Source organism: Variovorax sp. GW823-FHT04F07 (assembly GCF_058795995.1).
In genome coordinates, this window is the sequence record NZ_JBXAIG010000001.1 from 644,250 (window position 1) to 670,141 (window position 25,892).

The 25,892-nt window shown below is 67.6% G+C and carries 21 protein-coding genes and 4 tRNA genes; 17 read left to right on the forward strand and 8 right to left on the reverse strand.

Annotation, left to right across the window (positions count from 1 at the left end):
• Nucleotides 1-12: 12 nt before the first annotated feature.
• Both AC1RAA_RS02980 and AC1RAA_RS02985 read left to right on the forward strand, forming a co-directional pair.
• Nucleotides 13-885 (forward strand): alpha/beta fold hydrolase, encoded by an 873-nt coding sequence (locus tag AC1RAA_RS02980; protein WP_492728312.1) that lies wholly within the window; start codon nt 13-15, stop codon nt 883-885.
• A 52-nt stretch (nt 886-937) separates the two neighbouring features.
• Nucleotides 938-1,444, forward strand: a complete 507-nt coding sequence (locus AC1RAA_RS02985; RefSeq protein WP_492726390.1) for a DUF1993 domain-containing protein — start codon at nt 938-940, stop codon at nt 1,442-1,444.
• Between the two features lie 6 nt (nt 1,445-1,450).
• On the opposite strand, the gene AC1RAA_RS02990 is transcribed toward AC1RAA_RS02985, so the two are convergent.
• Nucleotides 1,451-2,302: a class I SAM-dependent methyltransferase gene (locus tag AC1RAA_RS02990; RefSeq protein ID WP_492726392.1), complete on the reverse strand. Its 852-nt coding sequence runs from the start codon at nt 2,300-2,302 to the stop codon at nt 1,451-1,453.
• Nucleotides 2,299-3,330 carry a ferrochelatase gene (gene hemH / locus AC1RAA_RS02995; protein ID WP_492726394.1) on the reverse strand — a complete coding sequence of 344 codons (1,032 nt, stop codon included), beginning with the start codon at nt 3,328-3,330 and terminating at the stop codon, nt 2,299-2,301. Before hemH ends, AC1RAA_RS02990 begins: the two co-directional genes overlap by 4 nt.
• A 15-nt stretch (nt 3,331-3,345) precedes the next feature.
• Between hemH and AC1RAA_RS03000 the strand changes: the two genes are divergently transcribed.
• Nucleotides 3,346-4,077: an HAD family hydrolase gene (locus AC1RAA_RS03000; RefSeq protein WP_492685523.1), complete on the forward strand. Its 732-nt coding sequence runs from the start codon at nt 3,346-3,348 to the stop codon at nt 4,075-4,077.
• A gap of 3 nt (nt 4,078-4,080) precedes the next feature.
• Here AC1RAA_RS03000 and AC1RAA_RS03005 read toward each other — a convergent pair whose 3' ends face one another.
• Nucleotides 4,081-4,386: an NIPSNAP family protein gene (locus AC1RAA_RS03005; RefSeq protein ID WP_062475864.1), complete on the reverse strand. Its 306-nt coding sequence runs from the start codon at nt 4,384-4,386 to the stop codon at nt 4,081-4,083.
• Between the two features lie 108 nt (nt 4,387-4,494).
• Here AC1RAA_RS03005 and AC1RAA_RS03010 point away from each other — a divergent pair, with 108 nt between their 5' ends.
• Nucleotides 4,495-5,136, forward strand: coding sequence for a LysE family translocator (locus AC1RAA_RS03010; protein ID WP_062475861.1), 642 nt, complete (start codon nt 4,495-4,497; stop codon nt 5,134-5,136).
• A gap of 18 nt (nt 5,137-5,154) precedes the next feature.
• On the opposite strand, the gene AC1RAA_RS03015 is transcribed toward AC1RAA_RS03010, so the two are convergent.
• From AC1RAA_RS03015 to hpnC, 4 genes are read right to left on the reverse strand one after another with little or no spacing between them, the layout of a single operon-like run.
• Nucleotides 5,155-5,463 (reverse strand): hypothetical protein, encoded by a 309-nt coding sequence (locus tag AC1RAA_RS03015; RefSeq protein ID WP_095745072.1) that lies wholly within the window; start codon nt 5,461-5,463, stop codon nt 5,155-5,157.
• Nucleotides 5,460-6,725 carry a hydroxysqualene dehydroxylase HpnE gene (hpnE, locus tag AC1RAA_RS03020; RefSeq protein ID WP_492726396.1) on the reverse strand — a complete coding sequence of 422 codons (1,266 nt, stop codon included), beginning with the start codon at nt 6,723-6,725 and terminating at the stop codon, nt 5,460-5,462. Before hpnE ends, AC1RAA_RS03015 begins: the two co-directional genes overlap by 4 nt.
• Before the next feature lie 19 nt (nt 6,726-6,744).
• The gene (gene hpnD, locus AC1RAA_RS03025) at nt 6,745-7,584 is read right to left on the reverse strand and encodes a presqualene diphosphate synthase HpnD (protein WP_062475853.1); all 840 of its coding nucleotides are present in this window, start codon (nt 7,582-7,584) and stop codon (nt 6,745-6,747) included.
• On the reverse strand, nt 7,581-8,441 hold the full coding sequence (gene hpnC / locus AC1RAA_RS03030) for a squalene synthase HpnC (RefSeq protein WP_492726398.1): 861 nt from the start codon (nt 8,439-8,441) through the stop codon (nt 7,581-7,583). Before hpnC ends, hpnD begins: the two co-directional genes overlap by 4 nt.
• Before the next feature lie 145 nt (nt 8,442-8,586).
• Here hpnC and AC1RAA_RS03035 point away from each other — a divergent pair, with 145 nt between their 5' ends.
• The 13 genes from AC1RAA_RS03035 (at nt 8,587) to AC1RAA_RS03095 (ending at nt 23,673) form a co-directional block, all read left to right on the forward strand.
• The gene (locus AC1RAA_RS03035; protein ID WP_492726400.1) at nt 8,587-10,509 is read left to right on the forward strand and encodes a potassium transporter Kup; all 1,923 of its coding nucleotides are present in this window, start codon (nt 8,587-8,589) and stop codon (nt 10,507-10,509) included.
• A 121-nt stretch (nt 10,510-10,630) separates the two neighbouring features.
• Nucleotides 10,631-11,833, forward strand: coding sequence for an efflux RND transporter periplasmic adaptor subunit (locus AC1RAA_RS03040; RefSeq protein ID WP_062475847.1), 1,203 nt, complete (start codon nt 10,631-10,633; stop codon nt 11,831-11,833).
• The gene (locus tag AC1RAA_RS03045; protein WP_492726403.1) at nt 11,830-15,009 is read left to right on the forward strand and encodes an efflux RND transporter permease subunit; all 3,180 of its coding nucleotides are present in this window, start codon (nt 11,830-11,832) and stop codon (nt 15,007-15,009) included. The genes AC1RAA_RS03040 and AC1RAA_RS03045 overlap by 4 nt, the downstream gene beginning before the upstream one ends.
• A 205-nt stretch (nt 15,010-15,214) precedes the next feature.
• A tRNA-Leu gene (locus tag AC1RAA_RS03050) sits at nt 15,215-15,301 on the forward strand.
• A 26-nt stretch (nt 15,302-15,327) separates the two neighbouring features.
• Entirely contained in the window at nt 15,328-16,641 is a 1,314-nt protein-coding gene (gene tig, locus AC1RAA_RS03055; RefSeq protein ID WP_492726405.1) for a trigger factor, read from the forward strand.
• Nucleotides 16,642-16,764: 123 nt separating this feature from the next.
• Nucleotides 16,765-17,373 carry an ATP-dependent Clp endopeptidase proteolytic subunit ClpP gene (gene clpP, locus AC1RAA_RS03060; protein ID WP_062475843.1) on the forward strand — a complete coding sequence of 203 codons (609 nt, stop codon included), beginning with the start codon at nt 16,765-16,767 and terminating at the stop codon, nt 17,371-17,373.
• 110 nt (nt 17,374-17,483) lie between these two features.
• Complete coding sequence (gene clpX, locus AC1RAA_RS03065) at nt 17,484-18,752, forward strand: ATP-dependent Clp protease ATP-binding subunit ClpX (RefSeq protein ID WP_062475840.1); 1,269 nt, start codon at nt 17,484-17,486, stop codon at nt 18,750-18,752.
• Between the two features lie 15 nt (nt 18,753-18,767).
• A complete protein-coding gene (gene lon / locus AC1RAA_RS03070) occupies nt 18,768-21,209 on the forward strand; it encodes an endopeptidase La (protein WP_139703709.1) in 2,442 nt (813 codons plus the stop codon).
• A 61-nt stretch (nt 21,210-21,270) separates the two neighbouring features.
• A tRNA-Gly gene (locus AC1RAA_RS03075) sits at nt 21,271-21,346 on the forward strand.
• 64 nt (nt 21,347-21,410) lie between these two features.
• A tRNA-Cys gene (locus tag AC1RAA_RS03080) sits at nt 21,411-21,484 on the forward strand.
• 98 nt (nt 21,485-21,582) lie between these two features.
• Nucleotides 21,583-21,674, forward strand: a tRNA-Leu gene (locus AC1RAA_RS03085).
• 23 nt (nt 21,675-21,697) lie between these two features.
• Entirely contained in the window at nt 21,698-22,336 is a 639-nt protein-coding gene (locus AC1RAA_RS03090) for a DUF6806 family protein (RefSeq protein ID WP_095745079.1), read from the forward strand.
• Between the two features lie 32 nt (nt 22,337-22,368).
• Nucleotides 22,369-23,673, forward strand: a complete 1,305-nt coding sequence (locus AC1RAA_RS03095; protein ID WP_492726408.1) for an MFS transporter — start codon at nt 22,369-22,371, stop codon at nt 23,671-23,673.
• A gap of 10 nt (nt 23,674-23,683) precedes the next feature.
• Here AC1RAA_RS03095 and AC1RAA_RS03100 read toward each other — a convergent pair whose 3' ends face one another.
• Nucleotides 23,684-25,882: an Ig-like domain-containing domain gene (locus tag AC1RAA_RS03100; protein WP_492726410.1), complete on the reverse strand. Its 2,199-nt coding sequence runs from the start codon at nt 25,880-25,882 to the stop codon at nt 23,684-23,686.
• Nucleotides 25,883-25,892 lie beyond the last annotated feature (10 nt).

The following is a 25,892-nucleotide window of genomic DNA, read 5'->3' on the forward strand; positions in this document are numbered from 1 at the left end:
AACAACAGCACCATGACGCCGACATCGCACTACGCGCAACTCGCAGGGCGTGAGATCCACTGGCTCGACTGGGGCCCCGCCAACGCCCCCGTCGTCATCGCCTGGCACGGCCTGGCGCGCACCAGCCGCGACATGGACGAGCTGGCGCAGCACTTCGCGGCGCGCGGCTTTCGCGTGATCTGCCCCGACACCCTCGGGCGCGGCCTGAGCCAGTGGAGCCCGGCGCCCGACGAGGAATACACGCTCGCGTTCTATGCGCGGCTGGCCAACGCGCTGTGCGACGAGCTGCGGCTGGGCCGCGTGCACTGGGTGGGCACCTCGATGGGCGGCGCGATCGGCACGGTCTGCGCGTCGGGCCTGTTCGAGCCGCGCATGAAGGCGCGCATCGCCAGCCTCACGCTCAACGACAACGCACCGCAGCTCGCGCAGGCCGCCATCGAGCGCATCCGCGCCTATGCCGGCGACCCGCCGGCCTTTGCCACGGTGGCCGAGCTCGAGGCCTTCTTCCGCACGGTCTACAAGCCCTATGGCTGGCTCAGCGACGCGCAGTGGCGCCGGCTGACCGAAAGCTCCACGCGCCGCCTGGCCGACGGCCGCGTCACGCCGCACTACGACCCGGCCATGGTCAGGCAGTTCAGCGCGCACGACAACGACTACCTGATCTGGCCGCACTACGACGTGATCGAGGCGCCGGTGCTGTGCCTGCGCGGCGCCGAGTCCGACCTGGTGCTGCCCGAGGTGATCGACGAGATGCACCGGCGCGGGCCGGGCGCGGCCGGGCGTCTGCAGGTGATCGAGGTGCAGGGCTGCGGCCATGCGCCCGCGCTCAACGTGGCGGAACAACTGGACCCGATCGAGGGGTTTATCCGCGCGGCCGGTCGTTGAGGGTGCGGCGCGATCACAATCGCGCCGACTTCAACTCCAAGATCACCTCGCCATGGCCCTCTCGATGTACGACCTGTCCGTGCCGGTTTTCATCCGCGGACTCGGGCAACTCACCCACCTGCTCGACAAGGGCCTCGCGCATGCGAAGGCCCAGGGCATCGACCCGGCGACGCTGGTCGACGCGCGCCTCGCGCCCGACATGCTCACGCTGGCCGGCCAGATCCAGCGCGCGAGCGACGCCTCGAAGCTGGGCACGGCGCGCATCGCGGGCATCACGGCGCCGAGCTTTCCCGACGAGGAAAAGACCTGGGACGACCTGCTGGCGCGCATCGTGAAGACGCAGGATTTCCTGGCCGGCGTGGACCGCACGCTCATCGACGGCCACGAAGAACGCCCCGTGACCATCAAGGCGCGCGAAGGCGAGGCGCACTTCACAGCGCAGCGCTACCTGCTGCAGTTCGCGCTGCCGAATTTCTTCTTCCACGTGACCACCGCCTACGACGTGCTGCGCCACAAGGGCGTGCCCATCGGCAAGCTGGACTACCTCGGCCGCTTCTGAGTTCGCTCAGGCGCGGCGGGCCGCCAGCGCGTACATCAGCGGAATGCGCGGCATGCCTTCGGGCGGGGCCATGCGCCGTCCGCCGAGTTCGCGCATGCCTTCGAAGGGCTTCCAGCCGTTGGTGTACGGGTACTCCTCGAAGCGCTCGATGGCCAGGCCCGCCTGCGCGAGCGCGGTCGTCACCTGGCCCACGCCCCAGGTGAATTCGAAGCTCGGGTGCGGGTTGCGAAATCCTTGCACGCCGGGCACCGGCCGGTCGTCGGGCACGAGGCCGTCGCCCGATTCGGCCACGTAGTCGCCCACGCCTTCCTCGGGCACGGGCGCGTCGTTGAAGTAGTCGTAGTGGAACTTCCACTGCGGATCGAACACCAGCGCGAACGGGTGGAACTCGACGATCACGAAGCGACCGCCGGGCTTGAGCAACTGCGCCACGCCGCGCGCCCAGGCGCCGATGTCGGACAGCCAGCACAGCGTGCCGTACGAGCAGAACACGAGGTCGTGGCGCTCGCCGCGTGCGGCGGCGGCCTCGAAGTAGTCGTAGACGTCCGCGCGCTCGAAGCGCGCCGCAACGCCCGACTCGGCCGAGAGGCGGGTGGCGAAGTCGATGGCCTCGTCGGAGATGTCGACGCCGGTCACGCGGGCGCCGCGGCGCGCGATGCTCAGGCTGTCCTGGCCCGCGTTGCACTGCAGGTGCAGCACCGAGAGGCCCTCCACGTCGCCGAGCAAGGCGCTTTCCTCGGGGAACAGTGTCGAGCCGCCCGCGCGGAAGAAGGCGGCCTGGTCGCCCTTGTGGCTGTTGTGCGCCACCGTTGCGGCGTTCCACGACTGGCGGTTGGCTTCGTGCAGGTCTTTCTTCATGGCGTGGTCGCGTCGGGTCGGGTGGGCCAGCCCGCCAGGTGGCGTTCGGCGATGCCCGCGAGCGCGGTGATCCACGCCGGGCTGTCGTTGAGGCAGGGGATGTAGCCGAAGCGCTCGCCGCCCGCGTGCAGGAAGGCTTCGCGGCCTTCCATGGCGATCTCTTCGAGCGTCTCGAGGCAGTCGGCCGGAAAGCCCGGGCACACCACGTCGACGTGCTTCACACCGCTGGCGCCGAGTTCGCGCAGGGTCGGCTCGGTGTAGGGCTCCAGCCACTTGGCGCGGCCGAAGCGCGACTGAAAGGTCGTGCGGTACTGCGTGGACGCCAGGCCCAGCCGTGCCGCGAGCAGGCGCGCGGTCTCGAGGCACTGCGCCTCGTAGGGATCGCCCAGCGCGATGTTGCGCGCGGGAATGCCGTGGAAGCTCATCACCAGCAGCTCGCCGCGGCCTTCGGTCTTCCAGTGCTTCTCGATGCCTTGCGCAAGCGCCTCGATGTAGGCGGGGTCGTCGTGGTACTGGTTGACGAAGCGGAACTCGGGCACGCGGCGCTGGCGGCGGCTCCAGGCGTTCACGGCGTCGATCACGCTGGCCGTGGTGGTGGCCGAGTACTGCGGGTAGGCCTGCAGCACCAGCACGCGCGTGGCGCCTTCGGCCTGCAGCGCATCGAGCCGCGAGGCGATCGACGGGTTGGCGTAGCGCATCGCGTCGCGCACCGTCACGCGGTGGCCGCGTTCGCCGAGCCAGCCGGCCAGCAGGGTGGCCTGCTTCTGTGTCCAGACCTTGAGCGGCGAGCCTTCGGGCAGCCAGATGCTGGCGTACTTCGCGGCCGACTTCGCGGGCCGCGTGCGCAGGATGATGCCGTGCAGGATCAGCGCCCACAGCGCCCTGGGAATCTCGACCACGCGCGGGTCGCCCAGGAAGTCGGCGAGGTAGGGGCGCACTGCGGCGGCGGTGGGGGCATCGGGCGAACCCAGGTTGCACCAGAGCACGGCGGTGCGGTCGTTCTTGCGGTCATCGGAGGCGAGAGGCATGCGATATTCTCAGGTATGAATTCCGCTTCCCCTGCGCCCGGCGGCGCCACGCCGCTCGACATCTCGCGCATCTCGGCGATCACGCTCGACCTGGACGACACCCTGTGGCCGATCTGGCCGACCATCGAGCGTGCCGAGCGCGTGCTCCACGAATGGCTGCTGCGCGAGGCGCCCAAGACGGCCTCGCTGCTGCTCACGCCGGGCGTGCTGCGCGAGCTGCGCGAAGCCACCGCCAAGGAGCGCTCCGACCTCGCACACGACCTGAGCGCGCTGCGCCGCGAGTCGATCCGCACGGCGCTCGTGCGCGCGGGCGAAGACCCGGCGCTGGCCGACCCGGCCTTCGATGCCTTCTTCGAAGAGCGCCAGCGCGTCACGCTGTACGACGACGCGCTGCCGGCGCTGAAGTGGCTCAGCGAGCGCTACCCACTGGTGGCGGTGTCGAACGGCAACGCCGACATCCACAAGACCGGCGTCGGCCGGTGGTTCCGCACCGCCTTCAATGCGCGCGCCTTCGGCAGCGGCAAGCCGCACGCGCCGATCTTCCGTGCCGCGGCGGCCTCGGTCGGCCTGCTGCCGAAAGACGTGCTGCACGTGGGCGACGACGCTGCGCTCGACGTGGTGGGCGCGCTCAACGCCGGCATGCAGGCCGCGTGGCTGGTGCGCGACGAGCGCCCGTGGGAGCACGGCGCGCGTCCGCAGCTGATCGTGCCCAACCTGCACGCGCTGTGCATCGCGCTGGGCGCTTGAAGGTCAGCGGAACACCGGCCGGAAGAAGCTACGTTCGTAGCTGACGATGCAGCGCGTTTCCTCCGCGTAGCGGAAGGCGGCCTGGCAGTCGGCGTCCTGCATCGAGTCGGCGCGGTAGGTTTCGTACGCGGCCAGGCTCGGGAAGCTGAACATCGCCAGCGCCACGTTGTTGGCGCCTTCGGACGGCAGGAAGTAGCCGTGGTGCTGGCCGCCGAACTTCTCGACCAGCGGAATCCAGAGCTTGCCGTAGTGCTCGAATTCCTTGAGCTTGAAGGGATCGACGATGTAGCGCAGGTAGCAGGTGATCATGGGTGAGGAATGTCAGGGGACTATCGGCGCGGCCCGAGCGGCGCGCGGCTGCCCGGACTATAGTTTTGCGACGGCCTCCTTTCATTGCTTTCGCGCGAATTTCCTTCCATGCATCTCTCCACCTGGCTCCTCTTTTGCGGCGTGACCCTGGTCGTCGCCTTCACGCCCGGCCCGGCCGTGCTGCTCGCGGTCTCCAATGCCATCTCCGTCGGCCCGCGCCGCGCGATGATCAGCTCGCTGGGCAACGCCTGCGGGCTCTTCCTGGTCTCAGCCGCCGCGATGGGCGGGCTGGGCGTGGTGCTCAACACCTCGGCCACGGCCTTCATGGTGCTGAAGGTGGCGGGTGCGGGCTACCTCGTGTACCTGGGTATCCGGCAGTGGCGCAGCCGCACGAGCGTGTTCGCCGAGCTGCAGCCGTCGGCCGCGCCGGCGCCTTCGCGTTCCGCGCGCCGGCTGTTCGGGCATGGCGTGACGGTGGCGCTGACCAACCCGAAGGGCATCCTGTTCTTCTCGGCGCTGTTCCCGCAGTTCCTCACGCACGACGCGCCGATCCTCACGCAGTTCGCCGTGCTCACCACGACCTTCGCGGCCGGCTCGGTGCTGGCGCATGGCTCCTACGTGCTGCTGGCGCGCCTGCTGAAGAAGCAGTTCGCGAACCCGAAGCGCGCGCAGCTGTTCAACCGCGTGTCGGGCGGTGCTTTCGTGCTGCTGGGGTTGAGCCTGCTGCGCTTGCGCAACAAGACGGCCTGAAAAGGCCGCAGACTTTCTTCAGTCGAGCCCGAAACGCTCGCGCAGCGCCGCGCAGAAATCGGCGGTGCCGCTGAGCGAGAGCGTGAGGGTGTCCAGGCGCGGGTTGTCTTCCCGCGTGCGCTGCACGTCGCAGTCCCACACCGCACCGTCGTCGAGCGCGCCGCGCGCACCGGGGAAGGTGGCCTCGGCCCAGGCCAGCACTTGCGCGATCTCGGCTTCCACCTCGGGCGTGCGCTCGGGCGGGGTCGAGGCCATGGCGTCGAAGGTGCCGTGGTCTTCGGTGTCTTCGCTGTAGTCGAAATCGAGGTAACGCAGGGTCGTTGTCATGGGGTGGCAAGTGCGCGCGCGACGGCCAGTCCGTTGAGGACCGCGCCTTCGAGCGTGGCGGGATAAGGGCCTTCGGTGTAGTCGCCGCAGGCCTGCAGCCCCGGCGCGATGGCGGCCGGCGGGCGGGCCAGGCCGGGCGTGCAGGCGAAGGTGGCGCGTTTTTCGACCACGGTCTGGATCGGCGTGAGCCCGGGTTGCCCGAGCTGCGCGCCGGCTTGTGCGAGCACCTGTTTCTCGAGCGTCTCGCGCGGCGTCTCGTTGGCGCTCACGACGAAGGCGAGCACGCCTTCTGGTCCGCCGAGCTGGCCGCGATCGAACACGAACTGGGCCGGCGCGCTGCCCGGCTGGCTGCGCAGCGCGAGCATCGGCTCGGCCAGCGGCGCGGCGCCGCGCACGTAGACCGTGGCAATCGCCTCGAAGCGCAGCGATTCGGTGACATTGCACCAGCGCGAAGCGGCCGGCAGGCCGGTGGCACGCACGAGGCGCGCGGCGTCCCAGGGCGCGCAGGCCAGCACGGCCTGGTCGAAGACCTCGTCATCGGCGCGCCACCGGTCGCCCTCGGGCGCGATGGCGCGCACGCGGTGGCCGATGCGTGCGGTGGCGCCGTGCCGGGCGAGCCACGCCAGCGCGGCATCGGGCAGCAGGGCGCCGAGGTCCACGCGCGGCAGCAGCAGGTCGGCGCCGCCGCGCCCGCTGAACAGCGCATCGTGCAGCACGCGCAGGAACACCTGGCCGCTCGATTGCGGCACGGGCGTGTTGAGCGCCGAGACGCACAGCGGCTCGATGAGTTCGTGCATCACGCGCGGCGTGAGGCCGGCGCACAGCGTGGCGACGCTGGTGCCGGGCGCGCAGCGAAAGCCCGCGAGGCGCCAGCGCACGGCGGTGGCCAGCAGCGCGGCCTTGTCGCGCCACGTCCAGCCGCGCGCGGTGAAGATGCCGATGAGCAGGTCGAGCGGCGGCGGCCGGTCCGCGGGCAGCTGCAGCCCGCCGCCGTCGGCAAAGCGCAGCGACAGCGGCAGGCGCTGCAAGGCGGTGTCGACATCGACCCCCACGTCGCGCATGAGCGCCAGCGTGGCGGTGTAGGCGCCGATCAGGATGTGCTGGCCGTTGTCGAGCGCCATGCCGTGCATGTGATCGACCCGCCGCGCCCGCCCGCCGGCCATCGGCGCGGCTTCGAACAGGGTGACGGCGTGCCCGAGGCGCGTGGCCTCGACGGCGCAGGCCAGGCCGGCCCAGCCGGCGCCGATGACGGCGAGCCTCATGGGCACGAAGGGTGGGGCGTCATATCCGGCCCAGCGCCTGGACTTTCCAGGCCAGCCAGAACTTGCGCACGGGCGTCAGGCTGATGCGCTGGTTCAACACCTGGAAGTCGTCGCGCTCGATCTCGCGCAGCAGCGTGCGGTAGATGCTGGCCATCATCAGGCCGGGCTTCTGGGTGCGGCGGTCGGCCAGCGGCAGCAGGGCCAGTGCCTCGTCGTAGGCGGCGTGGGCGCGCTGGGCCTGGAACTTCATGAGCGCGACAAAACGGTCGGAGTGCACGCGGTTGAGAATTTCGTGCGCCTTCACGTCGAACTGCTGCAGCTCGTTGACGGGCAGGTAGATGCGACCGCGCAGCGCGTCTTCGCCGACGTCGCGCAGGATGTTGGTCAGCTGCAGCGCCAGGCCGAGCTTGTGGGCGTAGGCGGTGGTCTGCGGATCGGTCTGGCCGAAGATGCGCGCCGCCACCTCGCCGACCACGCCGGCCACCAGATGGCAGTAGCGCGCGAGGCCGGGGAAGTCGAGGTAGCGGGTCTGGTCCAGGTCCATCTGGCAACCGTCGATCACCTCGTTGAGCTGGCGCGCCTCAATGCCGTAGGTGGCGGCATGCGGCATGAGCGCCTGCATGACCGGGTGGCGCGGCGTGCCGGCAAAAGCCTGGGCGACCTCGGTGCGCCACCAGGCGAGCTTGGTGGCAGCCACGCCGGGGTCGGAGACCTCGTCCACCACGTCGTCGACCTCGCGGCAGAAGGCATAAAAGGCCGTGATCGCGGCGCGCCGCGGCTTGGGCAGGAACAGGAAGGCGTAATAGAAACTGCTGCCCGAAGCGGCGGCCTTGTCTTGCACGTATTGCTCGGGATTCATCGGGGAGGCGCTGCTTTCATGGGCCGTGATTGTCTCCGCATCCGCCATGCCTTCCAGAGCAGCACGGGCGCGTCGGCCTTGCCGACGGTGGGGCGCTGCGTGAAGGTGTCGAAGCCCAGGTCCTCGATCTTGTCGAGGATGCGCAGGCCGCCCTGCACGACCAGGCGCAGCTCCCAGCCCACGCGGCCCGGCAGGCGGTGCACGAGCGGGGCGCCCTCGGTCATGAGCTCGCGGGCCCAGAAGGCCACCACTGCTATCAGATTGATAGCTTCCTGCGGCGGCGGCGCGGAAGACAGCGGTTCGAAGACCTTGAAATGCTCAGACGTCAGCCCGCGCCGCGCGCAGTCGGTGCGCGGAAAGTAGAAGCGCCCGCGCGGCAGGTCGACGCTCGGGTCCTGCCAGAAGTTGATGAGCTGCAGCGCGCTGCAGATGGCGTCGCTCTGGGCCAGCGCCTGCGCATCGGTCACGCCGTACAGGTGCAGCAGCAGCCGGCCGACCGGATTGGCGGAGCGGCGGCAGTAGTCGAGCAGCTCGGCGCGGTCGGCGTAGGTGCCGCGGTCGCGGGTCTTCTCGATGTCCTGCATGAAGGCGCTGAGCAGGTCGGCGAGCAGGTCTTCGGGCAGGCGGTACTCGGTGATGGCCCAGGCCAGCGGACCGAACACGTGGGGCCAGCGCGAGTCGGGCAGCGCTTCGCCGCGCGCGGCGGCGGCCAGTTCCTCGCGGTAGGCGCGCAGCTCGGCCAGGCGCGCATCGGGCGAGGCGTCGCCTTCGTCGGCGATGTCGTCGGCGGTGCGGGCAAAGTGGTAGATCGCGGCGATCGGCGGGCGCAGGTGCGGCGGGCACAGCCACGAGGCCACGGGGAAGTTTTCGTAATGGGCCGGCGCGGCGGCATGACGAGGATTGGCAGGAGGAGTGGCGGACACGCCACGATTGTCGGCGACGTCATGTCCGGGCACTATGCTCGTGGCGTCGCCACTTTCCATCTCTCTTTCGCCCATGACGATGAAAGCAACTGCCGCGGCTTCCGGGACTGCGCTTCCCGCTTCGGGCGACACCGCACATCCGGCCGGGCCGGGGCTGATGATCGCGGCGCTGGGCGTCGTCTTCGGCGACATCGGCACCTCGCCGCTGTACGCCTTCAAGGAGACGATGAACCCCGAGCACGGCGTGCCGTTCTCGCCCGACGCGGTGCTGGGCCTGCTCTCGCTGATCTTCTGGGGCCTGATGTTCGTGGTGACGCTCAAGTACGTGGTGTTCGTGCTGCGCGCCGATCACGATGGCGAGGGCGGCATCCTGGCGCTGCAGGCGCTGGCGCGCAACGCCGTTTCCGGCCCGAAGACCCGGCCCTGGGTGTGGCGCGGAATCGGGTTTTTGGGCCTGGTGGGCGCGGCCATGTTCTATGGCGACAGCCTCATCACGCCGGCGATCTCGGTGCTGTCGGCGGTCGAGGGCCTGGAGGTGCAGGCGCCGGTGCTGCAGCGGGTGGTGATCCCGATCACGTTGGCGATCCTCGTCGGGCTGTTCATGGTGCAGAAGAAGGGCACGGGCGTGGTCGGCAAGATCTTCGGGCCGGTGATGCTGCTGTGGTTCCTGGTGCTGGGCGTGGCGGGGCTGTGGCAGGTGCTGCAGCAGCCGCAGGTGCTGGCGGCGCTCGACCCGCGCCGGGCGGTGGGCTTCCTGGTCGAGCACCGGGCGCAGTCGCTGGCCGTGCTGGGCGCGGTGTTCCTGGCGTTCACGGGCGGCGAGGCGCTGTATGCCGACATGGGGCACTTCGGCGCCAGGCCGATCCGTCTCGCGTGGCTCTTCATCGCGCTGCCGGGGCTGGTGCTCAACTACTTCGGGCAGGGCGCGCTGGTGCTGGCGAACCCGGCGGCCATCGACAACCCGTTCTTCCGGCTCTTTCCCTCGTGGGGCGTGCTGCCGATGGTGGTGCTGGCCGCCATGGCCACGGTGATCGCGTCGCAGGCGGTGATCTCGGGCGCCTTTTCGCTCACCGCGCAGGCGATGCGCATGGGCTACCTGCCGCGCATGCGCGTGGTGCAGACCTCGGGCACGGCCATCGGGCAGATCTACGTGCCAGCCGTCAACTGGTTGCTGATGGTCGGCGTGCTGCTGCTGGTGCTGGGCTTCCGCAGTTCGGGCGCGCTGTCGGCGGCGTATGGCATCGCGGTGTCGATCACGATGGTGACGACCACATTGCTGGCCGGCATCGTGGCCTGGGGCCTGTGGCGCTGGAACAAGGTGGCGGTGGTGGTCGGCGTGGCGGCCTTCGCGGCGGTCGACCTGACCTTCGTGGTGTCCAACAGCCTGAAGGTGGCCGAGGGTGGCTGGCTCACGCTGGCGGTGGCGGCGGGGGTGATGGTGCTGTTCACCACCTGGGCCAAGGGCCGGCGCCTGGGCCTGGAAGCGGCGGCGGCCGACAGCCTGCCGCTGCGCCCCTTCGTCGAGTCGCTGGCGCTGAACATGCCGCACCGGGTGAGCGGCACGGCCGTGTTCCTGAATCCCGACGCCACGGCGGTGCCGCACGCGCTGCTGCACAACCTCAAGCACAACCAGGTGCTGCACGAGCAGGTGATCGTGCTGCGCGTGCTCTCGTGCGACACGCCGCGCGTGGACGCGCGCCTGCGCATCGAGGCCGAGCAGCTGATGGACGGCATCTGGGTGGTCACCGCGCGCCACGGCTTCATGGAGCGGGCCGACGTGCCCGAGTTCATCCGCATCCTGGCCTATCAGAAGACCCTGGCCATCGACTCGATGAAGACCTCGTACTTCGTCTCCCGCGCCTCGGTGGGCGAGGAGAACCTGCCGGGCATGAACCCGGTGCGACGGGTGCTGTTCGGCTGGCTGCAGCGCAACGCGGGCCGGGCATCCGATTACTTCGAGCTTCCTGATAACCGGTTGGTCGAAATGGGGCAGAGAACCTAGCGCAGACATTGCTGTCGACATGGTCAACTGACCCGCGGGTCATTGACACTGTTTAACGTTTACCCTAGATTACTAACCGGTGGGTCATTAATGGCCCGGTTCCTCTCTTCTTGGGTGTCTCATGACCGCCTCCGCCGCCTCACTCCGTGCCCGCAGCGCCGCCTGGCTGCTGCTTCCCGCCATCTTTCTGGCCGGCTGTTCGCCGAAACCGCCTGCCCAGGAGCCCGTGAGGGCGGTCAAGTTCGTGACCGTCGGCACCAGCGACTACGACGCCCAGCCCGAGTTCTCGGCCGAGGTGCGGGCCCGGGTCGAATCGCGCCTGGGCTTCCGGGTGGCGGGCAAGATCATCCGCCGCCAGGCCGAACTGGGCCAGCATGTGCAGGCCGGCCAGGTCTTGGCGCAGCTCGATCCGCAGGACTACCGCCTGGCCGCCGAGGCCGCCCGCGCCCAGCAGGCCGCCGCGCTGACCAACCGCGACCTCGCGGCCGCCGACCTGAAGCGCTACACCGAGCTGCGATCGCAGAACTTCATCAGCGGCGCCGAACTGGAACGCCGCGAAACCACCTGGAAGGCCGCCCAGGCCCAGCTCGAACAGGCGCAGGCGCAACTGGCCTCGCAAGGCAACCAGGCCAGCTACACGACGCTGGTGGCCGACGTGGCGGGCGTCATCACGGCCATCGAGGCCGAGCCGGGCCAGGTGGTGCAGGCCGGCACGCCGGTCGTGCGCATCGCCCAGGACGGCGCACGCGACGTGGTGTTCGCGGTGCCTGAAGACCGCGCCGCGCTGATCAAGCCCGGCTCGCCGGTCGCGGTGCGCGGCTGGTCCGGCGGCGAGGTGCTGCAGGGCCAGGTGCGCGAAGTGGCGGCCAGCGCCGACGCGGTCACGCGCACCTATTCGGTCAAGGTGTCGATCGACGCCGCGACCTCGCCGGCGCTCGGCGCCACGGTCTACGCCAGGCCGCAGGCGCTGGCGCGCACCGACGTGGCGGTGATCAAGCTGCCGACCAGCGCACTGCGCCAGGAAGGCAAGGGTTCGGCGGTCTGGGTGCTCGACAAGGACAGCATGACCGTGCGCTCGCAGCCGGTGCAGGTGGTCACGGCCGACGGCAATGAGGCGGTGATCGGCTCGGGCCTGTCGACCGGGATGATGGTCGTGGCCGCGGGCGTGCACGTGCTGTCGCCGGGGCAGAAGGTCACCATCTACCAGTCGAAGGAGGCCATGGCGGCCGCCGCCAATGGCCAGCAACAGGCGCAGGCGAAGCAGCAGGCCGTCGAGGCCGTGGCCGCGACGAAGAAGGAGATCGCAACGGGTGCCGCCAAATGACGGAAGGCCCAGCGACCCCCGCAACCCCTGCGACAGCCCCGGCGTCCGAGTACAAGTCGCCCGGCTTCAATCTTTCCAAATGGGCGCTGGACCACGCGCCGCTCACGCGCTACCTGATGGTGGTGCTGATGGTGCTGGGCGCCTTCGCGTACTTCCAGCTCGGCCAGGACGAAGACCCGCCGTTCACCTTCCGCGCCATGGTGGTGCGCACCTACTGGCCCGGCGCGACCGCACAGCAGGTGGCCGAGCAGGTCACCGACAAGCTGGAGCGCACGCTGCAGGAAGCGCCGTACGCCGACAAGATCCGCAGCTACTCCAAGCCCGGCGAGTCGCAGATCATTTTCCAGATCAAGGATTCGTCGAAGGCCGCCGAGGTGGCCAACGTCTGGTACACGGTGCGCAAGAAGATCGGCGACATGCGCGGCACCTTGCCCGCGGGCGTGCAGGGGCCGTTCTTCAATGATGACTTCGGCGACGTCTACGGCGTGATCTACGCACTGGAAAGCGAAGGCTTCAGCTACGCCGAGCTCAAGACGCTGGCCGACGACGTGCGCCAGCAGCTGCTGCGCGTGAAGGACGTGGCCAAGGTCGACCAGTTCGGCGTGCAGGACGAAAAGGTCTTTATCGAGATCTCGCAGAAGCGCCTGGCCCAGCTGGGGCTCGACTTCAACGCCGTGCTGGCCCAGCTCGGCTCGCAGAACGCGGTAGAGAGCGCTGGCACGATCCAGTCGCCGCTGGACGTGGTGCAGGTGCGCGTGGGCGGCCAGTTCACCAGCGTCGAGCAGCTGCGCGAGATGCCGATCCGCGGCAGCTCGGGCAACCAGATCAAGCTCGGCGACATCGCCGAGATCCGCCGCGGCTACGTCGATCCGCCGGCCGTCAAGGTGCACCACCAGGGCAAGGAAGTGATCGCGCTCGGTGTGTCGATGGCCAAGGGCGGCGACATCATCGCGCTGGGCAAGGCGCTCAAGGCCACCACCGCCACCATCGACCAGCGCCTGCCGGCCGGCGTGAAGCTGGCGCAGGTGCAGGACCAGCCGGTGTCGGTGGCCAGCTCGGTCAACGAGTTCGTCGGCGTGCTCATCGAGGCCGTGGCCATCGTGCTGGCCGTCAGCATCATCGCGCTCGGCCTGCACAAGGGCGGGCGCTTCGGCTGGTACATCGACATGCGCCCGGGGCTGGTGGTGGCCATCACCATTCCGCTGGTGCTGGCCGTGACCTTCCTGGCCATGAACTACTTCGGCATCGGGCTGCACAAGATATCGCTGGGGTCGCTCATCATTGCGTTGGGCCTGCTGGTGGACGACGCGATCATTGCCGTGGAGATGATGGTGCGGAAGATGGAAGAGGGCTACGACAAGGTCCGCGCCGCCACCTTCGCCTACGACGTCACGGCCAAGCCGATGCTCACGGGCACGCTCATCACGGCGGCGGGCTTCCTGCCGATCGGCATCGCCAAGTCGGTGACGGGCGAATACACCTTCGCGATCTTCGCGGTGACGGTGATTGCGCTGGTGCTGTCGTGGATCGTGTCGGTGTACTTCGTGCCCTACCTGGGCACGCTGCTGCTCAAGGTGAAGCCGCACGACCCCGACGCGCCGCCGCACGAGCTGTTCGACACGCCGTTCTACAACAGCTTCCGCCGCGCCGTGAACTGGTGCGTGCAGCACCGCTGGCTGACCATCGGTGCCACCGTGCTGATCTTTGCGCTGGGCATCGTCGGCATGGGCAAGGTGCAGCAGCAGTTCTTCCCCGATTCGAGCCGGCCCGAGATCATGGTGGACATCTGGTTCCCCGAAGGCACCTCGTTCGCCGCCAACGAAGAAGTGGCCAAACGCGTCGAGCAGCGCGTGATGAAGGAAGAGGGCGTGAAGACCGTCAGCACCTGGATCGGTTCCGGCGTGCCGCGCTTCTACCTGCCGCTGGACCAGGTGTTTCCGCAGACCAACGTGTCGCAGCTCATCGTGCTGGCCAAGGACCTGAAGGTGCGCGAGACGCTGCGCCTGCGCCTGCCCGCCTTGCTGGCCGAGGAATTCCCCGAGGTGCGCGGCCGCGTCAAGCTGCTGCCCAACGGCCCGCCGGTGCCGTACCCGGTGCAGTTCCGCGTGATCGGCACCGAGCCCGCCCAGCTGCGCGCCCGCGCCGACGAGGTGAAGGCCGTGCTGCGCGAGAGCACCAACATGCGCGGCGTGAACGACAACTGGAACGAGTCGGTCAAGGTGATCCGCCTCGAAATCGACCAGGCCAAGGCGCGCGCGCTCGGCGTGACCAGCCAGGCCATCGCCCAGGCCTCGCGCACCATGTTCAGCGGCACCACGGTCGGCCAGTACCGCGAGAACGACCTGCTGATCGACATCGTGCTGCGCCAGTCGGCCGACGAACGCGAGGCGATTTCGGACATCGGCAACGCCTACATCCCGACGACCACGGGCCGTTCGATCCCGCTCACGCAGATCGCCCGTCCGGTGTTCACCTGGGAGCCCGGCGTGATGTGGCGCGAGAACCGCGACTACGCCATCACCGTGCAGGGCGACGTGGTGGAAGGCCTGCAGGGCGCCACCGTGACCGAGCAGCTGCTGCCGAAACTGCGCGAGCTGGAGGCCGGCTGGCATGCGGCGGGGCAGGGCGGCTACCGCATCGAGGTGGCCGGCGCCGTGGAGGAAAGCTCCAAGGGCTCGGCCTCGATCGTGGCGGGCGTGCCGATCATGCTGTTCCTGGTGTTCACGCTGCTGATGCTGCAGCTGCACAGCTTCAGCCGCTCGCTGCTGGTGTTCATCACCGGCCCGATGGGCATCGCCGGCGTGGCCGCCGCGCTGCTGCTGCTGAACCGGCCTTTCGGCTTCGTGGCGCTGCTCGGCGTGATCGCACTGATGGGCATGATCCAGCGCAACGCCGTGATCCTGATCGACCAGATCGAGCTCGACCGCGCCGCCGGCGTGCCGGCCTGGGACGCGATCGTCGAGTCGGCCGTGCGGCGCCTGCGCCCCATCGTGCTGACCGCCGCGGCGGCGGTGCTGGCGATGATCCCGCTGTCGCGCAGCGTGTTCTGGGGGCCGATGGCCGTGGCCATCATGGGCGGGCTGATCGTGGCCACCGTGCTGACGCTGCTGGCGCTGCCGGCCATGTACGCCGCGGCCTTCCGCATCAAGCGGGAGCCGCAAACCGCTGCTGCCTGAAAAGGCGCTTTTCACGGGCCGTTGTCGCGCGGCCCGTATCCCTTGCGCGAGAGTGGGTGAAATCCCCCAAAGGGGGAAGCCGGAAGGCCCCCATTCTTGCGTTTAAAATGCGCGGTTGACCGATTTCAGGCGGACGGTCTTGGGCCAGCGGTTTTTCCGCAGCGCCGAGGCCGTCCGCCTTTGCATTCACCTGAAATTTGGCATCGCGCGGGTGGCGAAATTGGTAGACGCACCAGGTTTAGGTCCTGACGTTCGCAAGAACGTGCCGGTTCGAGTCCGGCCCCGCGCACCAGCCACACCCCTCACAAGGAAGACACCATGACCGTGAACGTTGAAACTCTCGAGAAGCTCGAACGCAAGATCACGCTGACCCTGCCGGTCGGCACCATCCAGAACGAAGTCGATTCGCGCCTCAAGAAGCTCGCGCGCACCGTCAAGATGGACGGCTTCCGTCCCGGCAAGGTGCCGATGAACGTCGTGGCCCAGCGCTACGGCTACTCGGTGCACTACGAAGTCATGAACGACAAGGTCGGCGAGGCTTTCTCGCAAGCCGCGAACGAAGCCAAGCTGCGTGTCGCCGGCCAGCCCCGCATCACCGAGAAGGAAGAGTCGCCCGAAGGCCAGCTCGCCTTCGACGCGGTCTTCGAAGTGTTCCCCGAAGTCAAGATCAATGACCTGTCGGGCGCTGAAGTCGAGAAGCTGTCGGCCGAAGTCGGCGACGAAGCCATCGACAAGACCCTGGACCTCCTGCGCAAGCAGCGCCGCACCTTCGCCCAGCGCGCCCAAGACGCCGTGGCCGAAGACAACGACCGCGTGACGGTCGACTTCGAAGGCAAGATCGACGGCGAGCCCTTCCAGGGCGGCAAGGCCGAAGACTTCCAGTTCGTCGTCGGCGAAGGCCAGATGCTCAAGGAATTCGAAGACGCCGTGCGCGGCATGAAGTCCGGCGACAGCCGCACCTTCCCGCTGTCGTTCCCGGCCGATTACCACGGCAAGGACGTGGCCGGCAAGCAAGCCGACTTCATGGTCACCGTGAAGAAGATCGAAGCTTCGCACCTGCCCGAAGTCAACGAACAGCTGGCCAAGTCGCTTGGCATCGCCGAAGCCACCGTGGAAGGCCTGCGCGCCGACATCAAGCGCAACCTCGAGCGCGAAGTGAAGTTCCGCCTGCTGGCCCGCAACAAGAACGCCGTGATGGACGCCCTGGTGGCCAACGCCGAACTCGACCTGCCGAACGCCAGCGTGCAGTCGGAAGTCGCCCGCATGATCGACGGCGCCCGCGCCGAGCTCAAGCAGCGCGGCATCAAGGACGCCGACAAGGCTCCGATCCCCGAGGAAGTGTTCCGCCCCCAAGCCGAGCGCCGCGTGCGCCTGGGCCTGGTCGTGGCCGAGCTGGTGCGTGCCAACAACCTGCAGGCCAAGCCCGAGCAGATCAAGGCCCACATCGACGAGCTGGCCGCCAGCTACGAGAAGCCGCAAGACGTCGTGCGCTGGTACTTCAGCGACAACAACCGCCTGGCGGAAGTCGAAGCCGTGGTCATCGAGAACAACGTGACCGACTTCGTGCTGGGCAAGGCCAAGGTCAACGAAAAGTCGGTGTCGTTCGACGAACTGATGGCGCAGCAGCAGTAAGCTGGTTTCCGTCGCTGCATGCAGCAACGCCGATGGGGCTTGTGCTTTGCGGCACGAGCCCCATTTCACTCAGGCGTACAGTTCAATCAGAGCGAACGAATCCATTTTCCGGAGAGCAAATTCATGAGCGCACAGGAAATTCAAGGCCTCGGCATGATCCCGATGGTCGTCGAGCAGTCGGGCCGCGGCGAGCGGTCGTATGACATCTACTCGCGTCTCCTCAAGGAACGCATCATCTTCCTGGTGGGCGAGGTCAACGACCAGACCGCCAACCTCGTGGTGGCCCAGCTGCTGTTCCTCGAGAGCGAGAACCCGGACAAGGACATTTCGTTCTACATCAACTCCCCGGGCGGTAGCGTGAGCGCCGGCATGGCGATCTACGACACGATGCAGTTCATCAAGCCGTCGGTGTCGACCATGTGCCTGGGCTTCGCGGCCAGCATGGGCGCCTTCCTGCTGGCGGCCGGCGAGAAGGGCAAGCGTTTCTCGCTGCCCAACTCCAAGATCATGATCCACCAGGTGCTCGGCGGCGCACGCGGCCAGGCCACCGACATCGAGATCCATGCGCGCGACATCCTGCGCACCAAGGACCAGATGAACCGCATCCTGGCCGAACGCACTGGCCAGCCGCTGGAAAAGGTCAAGTCGGACACCGAGCGCGACTATTTCCTGACTGCCGACGAGGCCAAGGATTACGGCCTGGTCGACCAGGTCGTCTCCCAGCGCGGTTAATGCCGCCCGGCGCCTCGGGCGCCCAAAAGGCAAAAACGGCGTTTCCCACACGGGAAACGCCGTTTTTGTTTAGTTATCATTGTCCATACCCTGTCACGAGGCAAAAGTCCATGGCCGAAAAAAAAGGCACCTCCAGCGAAAAAACGCTTTATTGCTCGTTCTGCGGCAAGAGCCAGCATGAGGTCAAGAAGCTGATCGCGGGCCCTTCGGTCTTCATCTGCGACGAATGCATCGACCTGTGCAACGAGATCATCCGTGACGAGCTGCCGGCCGGTGAGGAAGCGCGCGACGCGCGCAGCGACCTGCCCACGCCGCTGGAGATCAAGACCAACCTCGACAACTACGTGATCGGCCAGGAGCCGGCCAAGCGCATGCTGTCGGTGGCGGTCTACAACCACTACAAACGCCTGCGCCACAAGGAAAAGAACACCAAGGGCGACGAGGTCGAGCTCAGCAAGAGCAACATCCTCTTGATCGGCCCCACGGGTTCGGGCAAGACGCTGCTGGCGCAAACGCTCGCGCGCATGCTCGACGTGCCCTTCGTGATGGCCGACGCCACCACGCTGACCGAAGCCGGCTATGTGGGCGAAGACGTCGAGAACATCATCCAGAAGCTGCTGCAAAGCTGCAACTACGAGGTCGAGCGCGCCCAGCGCGGCATCGTCTACATCGACGAAATCGACAAGATCTCGCGCAAGTCCGACAACCCCTCGATCACCCGCGACGTGTCGGGCGAGGGCGTGCAGCAGGCGCTGCTCAAGCTCATCGAAGGCACCATGGCCAGCGTGCCGCCCCAGGGCGGGCGCAAGCACCCGAACCAGGACTTCCTGCAGATCGACACGACCAACATCCTGTTCATCTGCGGCGGCGCCTTTGCGGGCCTGGAGAAGGTCATCGAAAACCGCACCGAGGCCTCGGGTATCGGCTTCGGCGCCGCAGTGAAGAGCAAGGCCCAGCGCAGCATCACCGAGGTGTTCCGCGAAGTCGAGCCCGAAGACCTGATCAAGTTCGGCCTGATCCCCGAACTCGTGGGCCGCATGCCTGTGGTCGCCTCGCTGGCCGAGCTGAGCGAAGACGCGCTGGTGCAGATCCTGACCGAGCCCAAGAATGCGGTGGTGAAGCAGTTCACCAAGCTGCTGCAGATGGAGGGCGTGGACCTCGAAATCCGTCCCGCGGCGCTCAAGGCGATCGCACGCAAGGCGCTGGCCCGCAAGACCGGCGCGCGCGGCCTGCGCTCGATCCTTGAACAGTCGCTGATCGACACCATGTTCGAATTGCCGAACGCGACCAATGTCGACAAGGTGGTGGTCGAGGAATCGACCATCGACGAAAACAAGCCCCCGCTGCTCGTGTACCGCGAAACGGCGAAAAAGGCCTAAAGGACAAGGACGCTCATGTCTGGTCATACCCCATTGCCCCCCGAAGCCCTCGACCTGCCGCTGCTGCCGCTGCGGGACGTCGTGGTGTTTCCCCACATGGTGATCCCGCTCTTCGTGGGTCGCCCGAAGAGCATCAAGGCGCTCGAGCTGGCGATGGAGGCCGAGCGCCGCATCATGCTGGTGGCCCAGAAGGCCGCCGCCAAGGACGAGCCCTCGGTCGAGGACATGTTCGAGGTCGGCTGCGTCTCGACCATCCTGCAGATGCTCAAGCTGCCCGACGGCACCGTGAAGGTGCTGGTCGAAGGCCAGCAGCGCGCCCGCGTGAACCGCATCGATGACGGCGAAACGCATTTCTCGGCCAACGTGACGCCCGTCGAGGCGCCCGAAGGCGGCGAGAAGGGCACCGAGGTCGAGGCGCTGCGCCGCGCGGTGATGCAGCAGTTCGACCAGTACGTCAAACTGAACAAGAAGATCCCGCCCGAGATCCTCACCTCGATCTCGAGCATCGACGACGCCGGCCGTCTGGCCGACACCATCGCCGCCCACCTGCCGCTCAAGCTCGACAACAAGCAGGCCGTGCTCGACCTGGACGACGTCAAGGCGCGCCTGGAAAACCTGTTCGGCCAGCTCGAACGCGAAGTCGACATCCTGAACGTCGACAAGAAGATCCGTGGCCGCGTGAAGCGCCAGATGGAGAAGAACCAGCGCGACTTCTACCTCAACGAGCAGGTCAAGGCCATCCAGAAGGAGCTCGGCGAAGGCGAAGAGGGCGCGGACATCGAGGAGATCGAGAAGAAGATCAAGCTCGCCAAGATGTCCAAGGAAGGCCTGAAGAAGGCCGAGGGCGAGCTCAAGAAGCTCAAGCTCATGTCGCCCATGTCGGCCGAAGCCACGGTGGTGCGCAACTACATCGACGTGCTCATCAGCCTGCCGTGGAGCAAGAAGACCAAGATCAAGCACGACCTGGCCAATGCCGAGGCCGTGCTCAACGCCGACCACTACGGCCTCGAGAAGGTCAAGGACCGCATCCTTGAGTACCTCGCGGTGCAGCAACGCGTCGACAAGGTGAAGGCACCCATCCTGTGCCTCGTGGGCCCACCGGGTGTCGGCAAGACCTCGCTGGGGCAGTCGATCGCGAAGGCGACCGGCCGCAAGTACACCCGCATGGCGCTGGGTGGCATGCGCGATGAAGCCGAGATCCGTGGCCACCGCCGCACCTACATCGGCGCACTGCCGGGCAAGGTGCTGCAGGGGCTGAGCAAGATCGGCACGCGCAATCCGCTGTTCCTGCTCGACGAGATCGACAAGCTGGGCACCGACTTCCGCGGCGACCCCTCGAGCGCTCTGCTCGAAGTGCTCGACCCCGAGCAGAACCACACCTTCGGTGACCACTACGTGGAAGTCGACTTCGACCTGAGCGACGTGATGTTCGTTGCCACCTCGAACTCGATGAACATCCCGCCGGCGCTGCTGGACCGCATGGAAGTCATTCGCCTCTCGGGCTACACCGAGGACGAGAAGACCAACATCGCGATCAAGTACCTGCTGCCCAAGCAGATGAAGAACAACGGCGTGAAGGACGACGAACTGGCCGTCACCGAAGCCGCCGTGCGCGACATCGTGCGCTACTACACGCGTGAAGCCGGCGTGCGTTCGCTGGAGCGCGAGCTGTCCAAGATCTGCCGCAAGGTGGTGAAGGGCCTGCTGCTCAAGCAACTGACGCCCAAGGTCACGGTCGACGGCGAGAACCTCAACGAGTTCCTCGGCGTGCGCAAGTACAGCTTCGGCCTGGCTGAGAAGCAGAACCAGGTCGGCCAGGTGGTCGGCCTTGCGTGGACCGAAGTCGGCGGCGACCTGCTGACGATCGAGGCCGTGACCATGCCCGGCAAGGGCGTGATCAGCCGCACGGGTTCGCTCGGCGACGTGATGAAGGAATCGGTCGAGGCTGCGCGCACCGTGGTGCGCAGCCGCTCGCGCCGCCTGGGCATCAAGGACGAGGTGTTCGAGAAGCGCGACATCCACATCCACGTGCCCGACGGCGCCACGCCCAAGGACGGCCCGAGCGCGGGTGCAGCGATGACGACGGCCTTCGTGTCGGCGCTCACGGGCATCCCGGTGCGTGCCGACGTCGCGATGACCGGCGAGATCACGCTGCGCGGCGAAGTCACCGCCATCGGCGGCCTGAAGGAAAAGCTGCTGGCCGCCTTGCGCGGCGGCATCAAGACCGTGCTGATCCCCGAAGAGAACGCCAAGGACCTGCAGGACATTCCCGAGAACGTGAAGAACGGCCTCGAGATCGTGCCGGTGAAGTGGATCGACAAGGTGCTCGAGATCGCACTCGAGAAAATGCCCGAGCCGCTGTCCGACGAAGAGGTGGCCGCTTCGGCTGCTGCAGTGGCCGAACTGGCCAAGCAGCGCGCTGGGGCGCCGGCCGTCGAAGGCTCGGTCAAACATTGATCGATTGATTGCAGAACTTGTGAAGCCTCAAAAAACTGGTATATAATTTGAGGCTCGAAACGCGGGAATAGCTCAGTTGGTAGAGCGCAACCTTGCCAAGGTTGAGGTCGAGAGTTCGAGACTCTTTTCCCGCTCCAGTTTTGAAAAAAGGGAAGCAAGCAGCTTCCCTTTTTTTCGCAGTTCGATTTCGTTATTCAGCGTGGCGCGATAGCAAAGCGGTTATGCAACGGATTGCAAATCCGTCTAGCCCGGTTCGACTCCGGGTCGCGCCTCCACCCTCTCGTCAAGACCGATCGGCTCCGATACACAAGCCCCGCCAACCGACGTTGCCGGGGCTTGTTTCATTTGGGTTATCGTCGATGTTCAACCCGAGGCCCGGATGGTGAAATTGGTAGACACATCGGACTTAAAATCCGCCGCTTCCTTAATCGGGGCATACGGGTTCGACCCCCGTTCCGGGTACCACCATATTTACAAGGGAGTATTTGATGCCTCGCTACAACGCTCCATTTGAGATCCATGTGCATGGCGATGTGCCGCTGCGCTCGGACGTGAGCTTCGAGCAGATCCAGGAGGCGCTGCGGCCGCTCTGGAAATACGCAGGCGCCAAATCGCTGGCCGACGGTGCCACCAGCACCTACGAAGAGGAACCCGGCATCCGCTTCGAGCAGAAGGACCACACGCTGCAGATCTGCTGGACCGTGCCGGGCGACGAAGACTTCCGCCAGGCGCTCGACGAGATGTGCATGGGCCTGAACGAACTCTCCGAACGCGGCGCCGCGATCGAGGTCACCTTCTACGACACCGATTTCGACGAGGAAGAGGGCGACCCCGACGAAGAGTCGCGCGACGACTTCCTGATGCTGTTCGTGGGCCCCAACCCGGCCGCGATCATGCAGGTGCAGCGTGATCTGCTGGTCGAAGACGTGGTCAACCTCATGGAACGCCACTTCGACGGTGCTGAACTCGGCGGTGTGGTTGCCGAAATCGATCGCCTCTTCAGCGACCGCTTCGATGCCCTCGTGAACTCGCTCGAAATCGGCAAGCGTCCGCGCGGTGCCGGTGGGGCCGGCGGCGGCAGCGGTGGTGGCCACGGCGGTGGTCGTCGTCCGCGCCACCTGCACTGATCCTTCGGCTTCCCGCCCGGTCCTAAGGCCGCATGGCCCTGTCCCCAGCCTCCGCGTTGCGCCCCGGCGTGCGCAAGCGCGAGGTGTTCGGCTGGGCGATGTACGACTTCGCGAACTCGGGCTACACCACGGTCGTGATCACGGCGGTGTTCGCCGCCTACTTCGTCGGCGGCATCGCCAAGGGCGCGCCATGGGCCACCTTCGCGTGGACCGCGGCCCTCAGCACCTCGTACGCCATCGTGATGCTCACGATGCCCGCCATCGGCGCCTGGGCCGACCTGCGCGCCGCCAAGAAGCGCGTGCTGGTCATGACGACCACGGGCTGCGTGCTCGCCACGGCGGCTCTGGCGCTCACGCCGGGCTTTGTGGGCGGCGCGATGGGTGTCGCGCTCGCGATGGCGCTGGTGATCGTCTCCAATGCTTTCTATTCCTACGGCGAGTCGCTGACCGGCGCCTTCCTGCCCGAGCTGGCAACGGCCGAGGGCATGGGCAAGGTGAGCGGCTGGGGCTGGGCCTTCGGCTATGTCGGCGGCATGCTGGCGCTGGGGCTGTGCCTGGCGTACGTGCTGTGGTCGCAGGCGCGCGGGTTGCCGGCGGCGCACTTCGTGCCGGTCACGATGCTGATCACGGCAGCGATCTACGGCGTGGCCGCCTGCGTCACCTTTGCGCTGCTGCCCGAACGCGCCGTGCCCCAGGCCCGCCGCGGCCAGGACAGCGCCTGGCGGCAATTGCGCACCACCTTCCAGCAGGCGCGCGCCTACCGTGACTTCATGTGGCTGCTGGTCTGCACCGTCTGCTACCAGGGCGGCGTGGCGATCGCGATCACGCTGGCCGCGATCTACGCCGAGCAGGTGATCGGCTTCGTCGCCAGCGAGACGATGGTGCTGATCTTCGTGCTCAACATCGCGGCCGCGCTCGGCGCCTTCGCCTTCGGCTACGTGCAGGACCGCATCGGCCACAAGGTGTCGCTGGCCGCGACGCTGCTCGCGTGGATCGCGGTCTGCGTGATCGCCGCATGGGTCACGACCAAGGGCGGCTTCTGGTGGGCCGCGGCCATCGCGGGGCTGGCGATGGGCTCGAGCCAGTCGGCCGGGCGCGCGATGACGGGCTACCTCGCGCCGCCGCAGCAGCTGGCCGAATTCTTCGGCCTCTGGACCTTTGCCACGCGCCTGGCCAGCATCATCGGCCCGCTGAGCTTCGGTGCCATCACCTGGGCCACCGGCGGCAACCAGCGCATCGCGATCCTGTCGACGGCCGTGCTGTTCGTCGGCGGGCTGTTGCTGCTGCTGCCGATCGACATGCAACGCGGCCGCAAGGCCGCACTGCAGGCGCGCTGATCGACGACGCTCAGGGCAGCTTGTCGCCGAACAGGCTGTCGCGCGTGAGCGGGTAGCCGGCTTCCGGCGCGTAGCGCTTGATCCAGTTGTCGGGGTTCTTCACGCGCGCAGCGAACGCCGCCAGGTCCGAGCGATCGAGCGAGCCGTTGTAGATCGCGTTGGTCTGATTGGCCGGGCTCACGGTGAAGCTGAACGCCGTGCCGGCCGCCGTGAGCGCATCGGGAATCGTGCCGGCGGCGCCGCCGAGCGTGATGCTCGCCAGGTAGTTGCCGACCGCCGTGATCTTGCCGGCCTTGCCTTCGCCCAGGCCTTCGATCGTGCCGCCCGCGATGGCGTAGACGGTTTCCGACTTGCCGATGCCGCCCGGCGAGCCCAGCGTGAAGCCCTTGTCCGCGATCGGACTGCCCACGACGTCGGTCTGGATCGTCACGATGGTGCCGGCCGGCAGGTTCTGGTTCGCGGTCCAGAAGAAGGCCGTCTCGTTGGTGATGTCGGTGAACTCTGCCGCGTCCTTCTTACGGTCGCGGTCGGTGAACAACACCTGCGTGCCGCCATTCACCGCCTTCAGCAGCACGAAGGCATAGGCGTCGGGCACCTCGGCGTTGGCGGCCATGAAGAGCAGGTCGCCTGCCGCCAACGGCGTGGGCGTGCCGGCCGTCGTGAAGCCCAGTGTCGTCGTGTCGTTGATGCCCGCGAAGGCGTTGCCGGCGGCGTCGGTGATGGCGTCGGCATCGACCGTGACGTAGTAGCCGGCGTTCATCGCGAGCTTGGCCGTGGGCACCAGCGTCAGCACGTTGAACGCCACCTGCACGCGCGCGGCGGGGCTGTTGGCGTGGAAGGTCTCGACCACCGCACCGTCGGCTGCATGCAGCACGATGCGCCCGGACCCGAGGCGCACCGCCTCGTTGAACGACAGGATGATCGAGGTGTCGAGGTTGACGCCCACGCGGCCGGCCGGCGGCGACGCCTTCTGCAGCTTCGGCGCGGCCGTGTCGACCCACGGCGCGCCCAGGCGCACGACGAAGCCGTCGAACTTCTGCTCGGCGGCGGGCAGGTCCTTCGAGGCCGTCTTGCCATCCCACTTGGTGTCGCCGTTGTCCAGCAGCAGCTGCACTTGCGTGCCGGCCTTCACGGGGCCCGGCACCTCGACGACCGATTCGAAGCTGCCGCCCGTGGCCTTGCGCAGCGCGTCGAGGTCGTTCGACAGCTCGACCGGCGCGCTGTTCGGATTTCCGTCCCAGGCGAACAGGGCGAAGTTGCGCTCCACCTCCGGCACGGCCGCGCCCGCGGGCCCGGCAACGATCAGGTAGCTGCCGTCGGTGCCCTTGTCGATCGAGCGGATGCCGCGGCCGCCCAACTCCAGTTCGATGGGAGTGCCGAAGACGGCCTGGGTGGCGGTGCCGGCCATCAGCGCGGCATGGTTCTGCAGCGGCACGATCAGCGCCTTGGCGCGCACCGAGGCACCGGTCTGCGGCGCACGGAAGCCCAGCCACAGGGCGGTGTCGCCCGGCGCGCTGGTCATGCCTTCGATCGAGAAGCCATCGACGCGCTCCGGCACGACGCCGGCAGCGGCCGACACGGCAAAGCCGAAGTGGTTGGCGCCGAGCCCGTGGGCGTTGCCCGTGTCCCAGGCGATGAGCTGCGCTTCGAGCAGCGAGAACTGGCCCACGTAGTCGAAGGTGGTGGCCGCGCCGGTGCCACTGACTTTCACCGCGAAGAGGTGCGAGCGGTCGGCCGCCGCGTCGCCGCCGTCCTTCTTGTTGCTGTTGGAGCCGGTGAAATAAAGCGTGTCGCCGATGCGCGTGCCGGCTTCGAGGTCGAGCTCCTTGGCGAGCTTGGGGCCTTCGAGCTTGTAGCTCCATTCCTTTACCGCCGCGCCGCCGGCGCGCGGGTACACGCGCAGCACGTTCGATTCGTCGTCCGCCACGAGCATGAAGTCGCCGGGCAGGGCGATGGCGGTCGATGCGTCGGACGAGCCTTCGGTGCTGCCTGCGTTGGGCGTGAACTGCGCCTTCGAGACGAGCTGGTCGGGCTCGGGCTGCACCACGGCGGGCGGCGTGGTGGGCGGCGGGTTGGCGACCGGCGGGAAGAACCCGCTGAAGCCGCCGCCGTCACTGCCGCCGCCGCAGGCAGCGAGCAGGATCGACAGAGCGCCGGCGAGCAGCATGGGGCGGAAGGGAATGCGGGACGGGAGAGAAAGCGAACTCATGGTGCGTGGC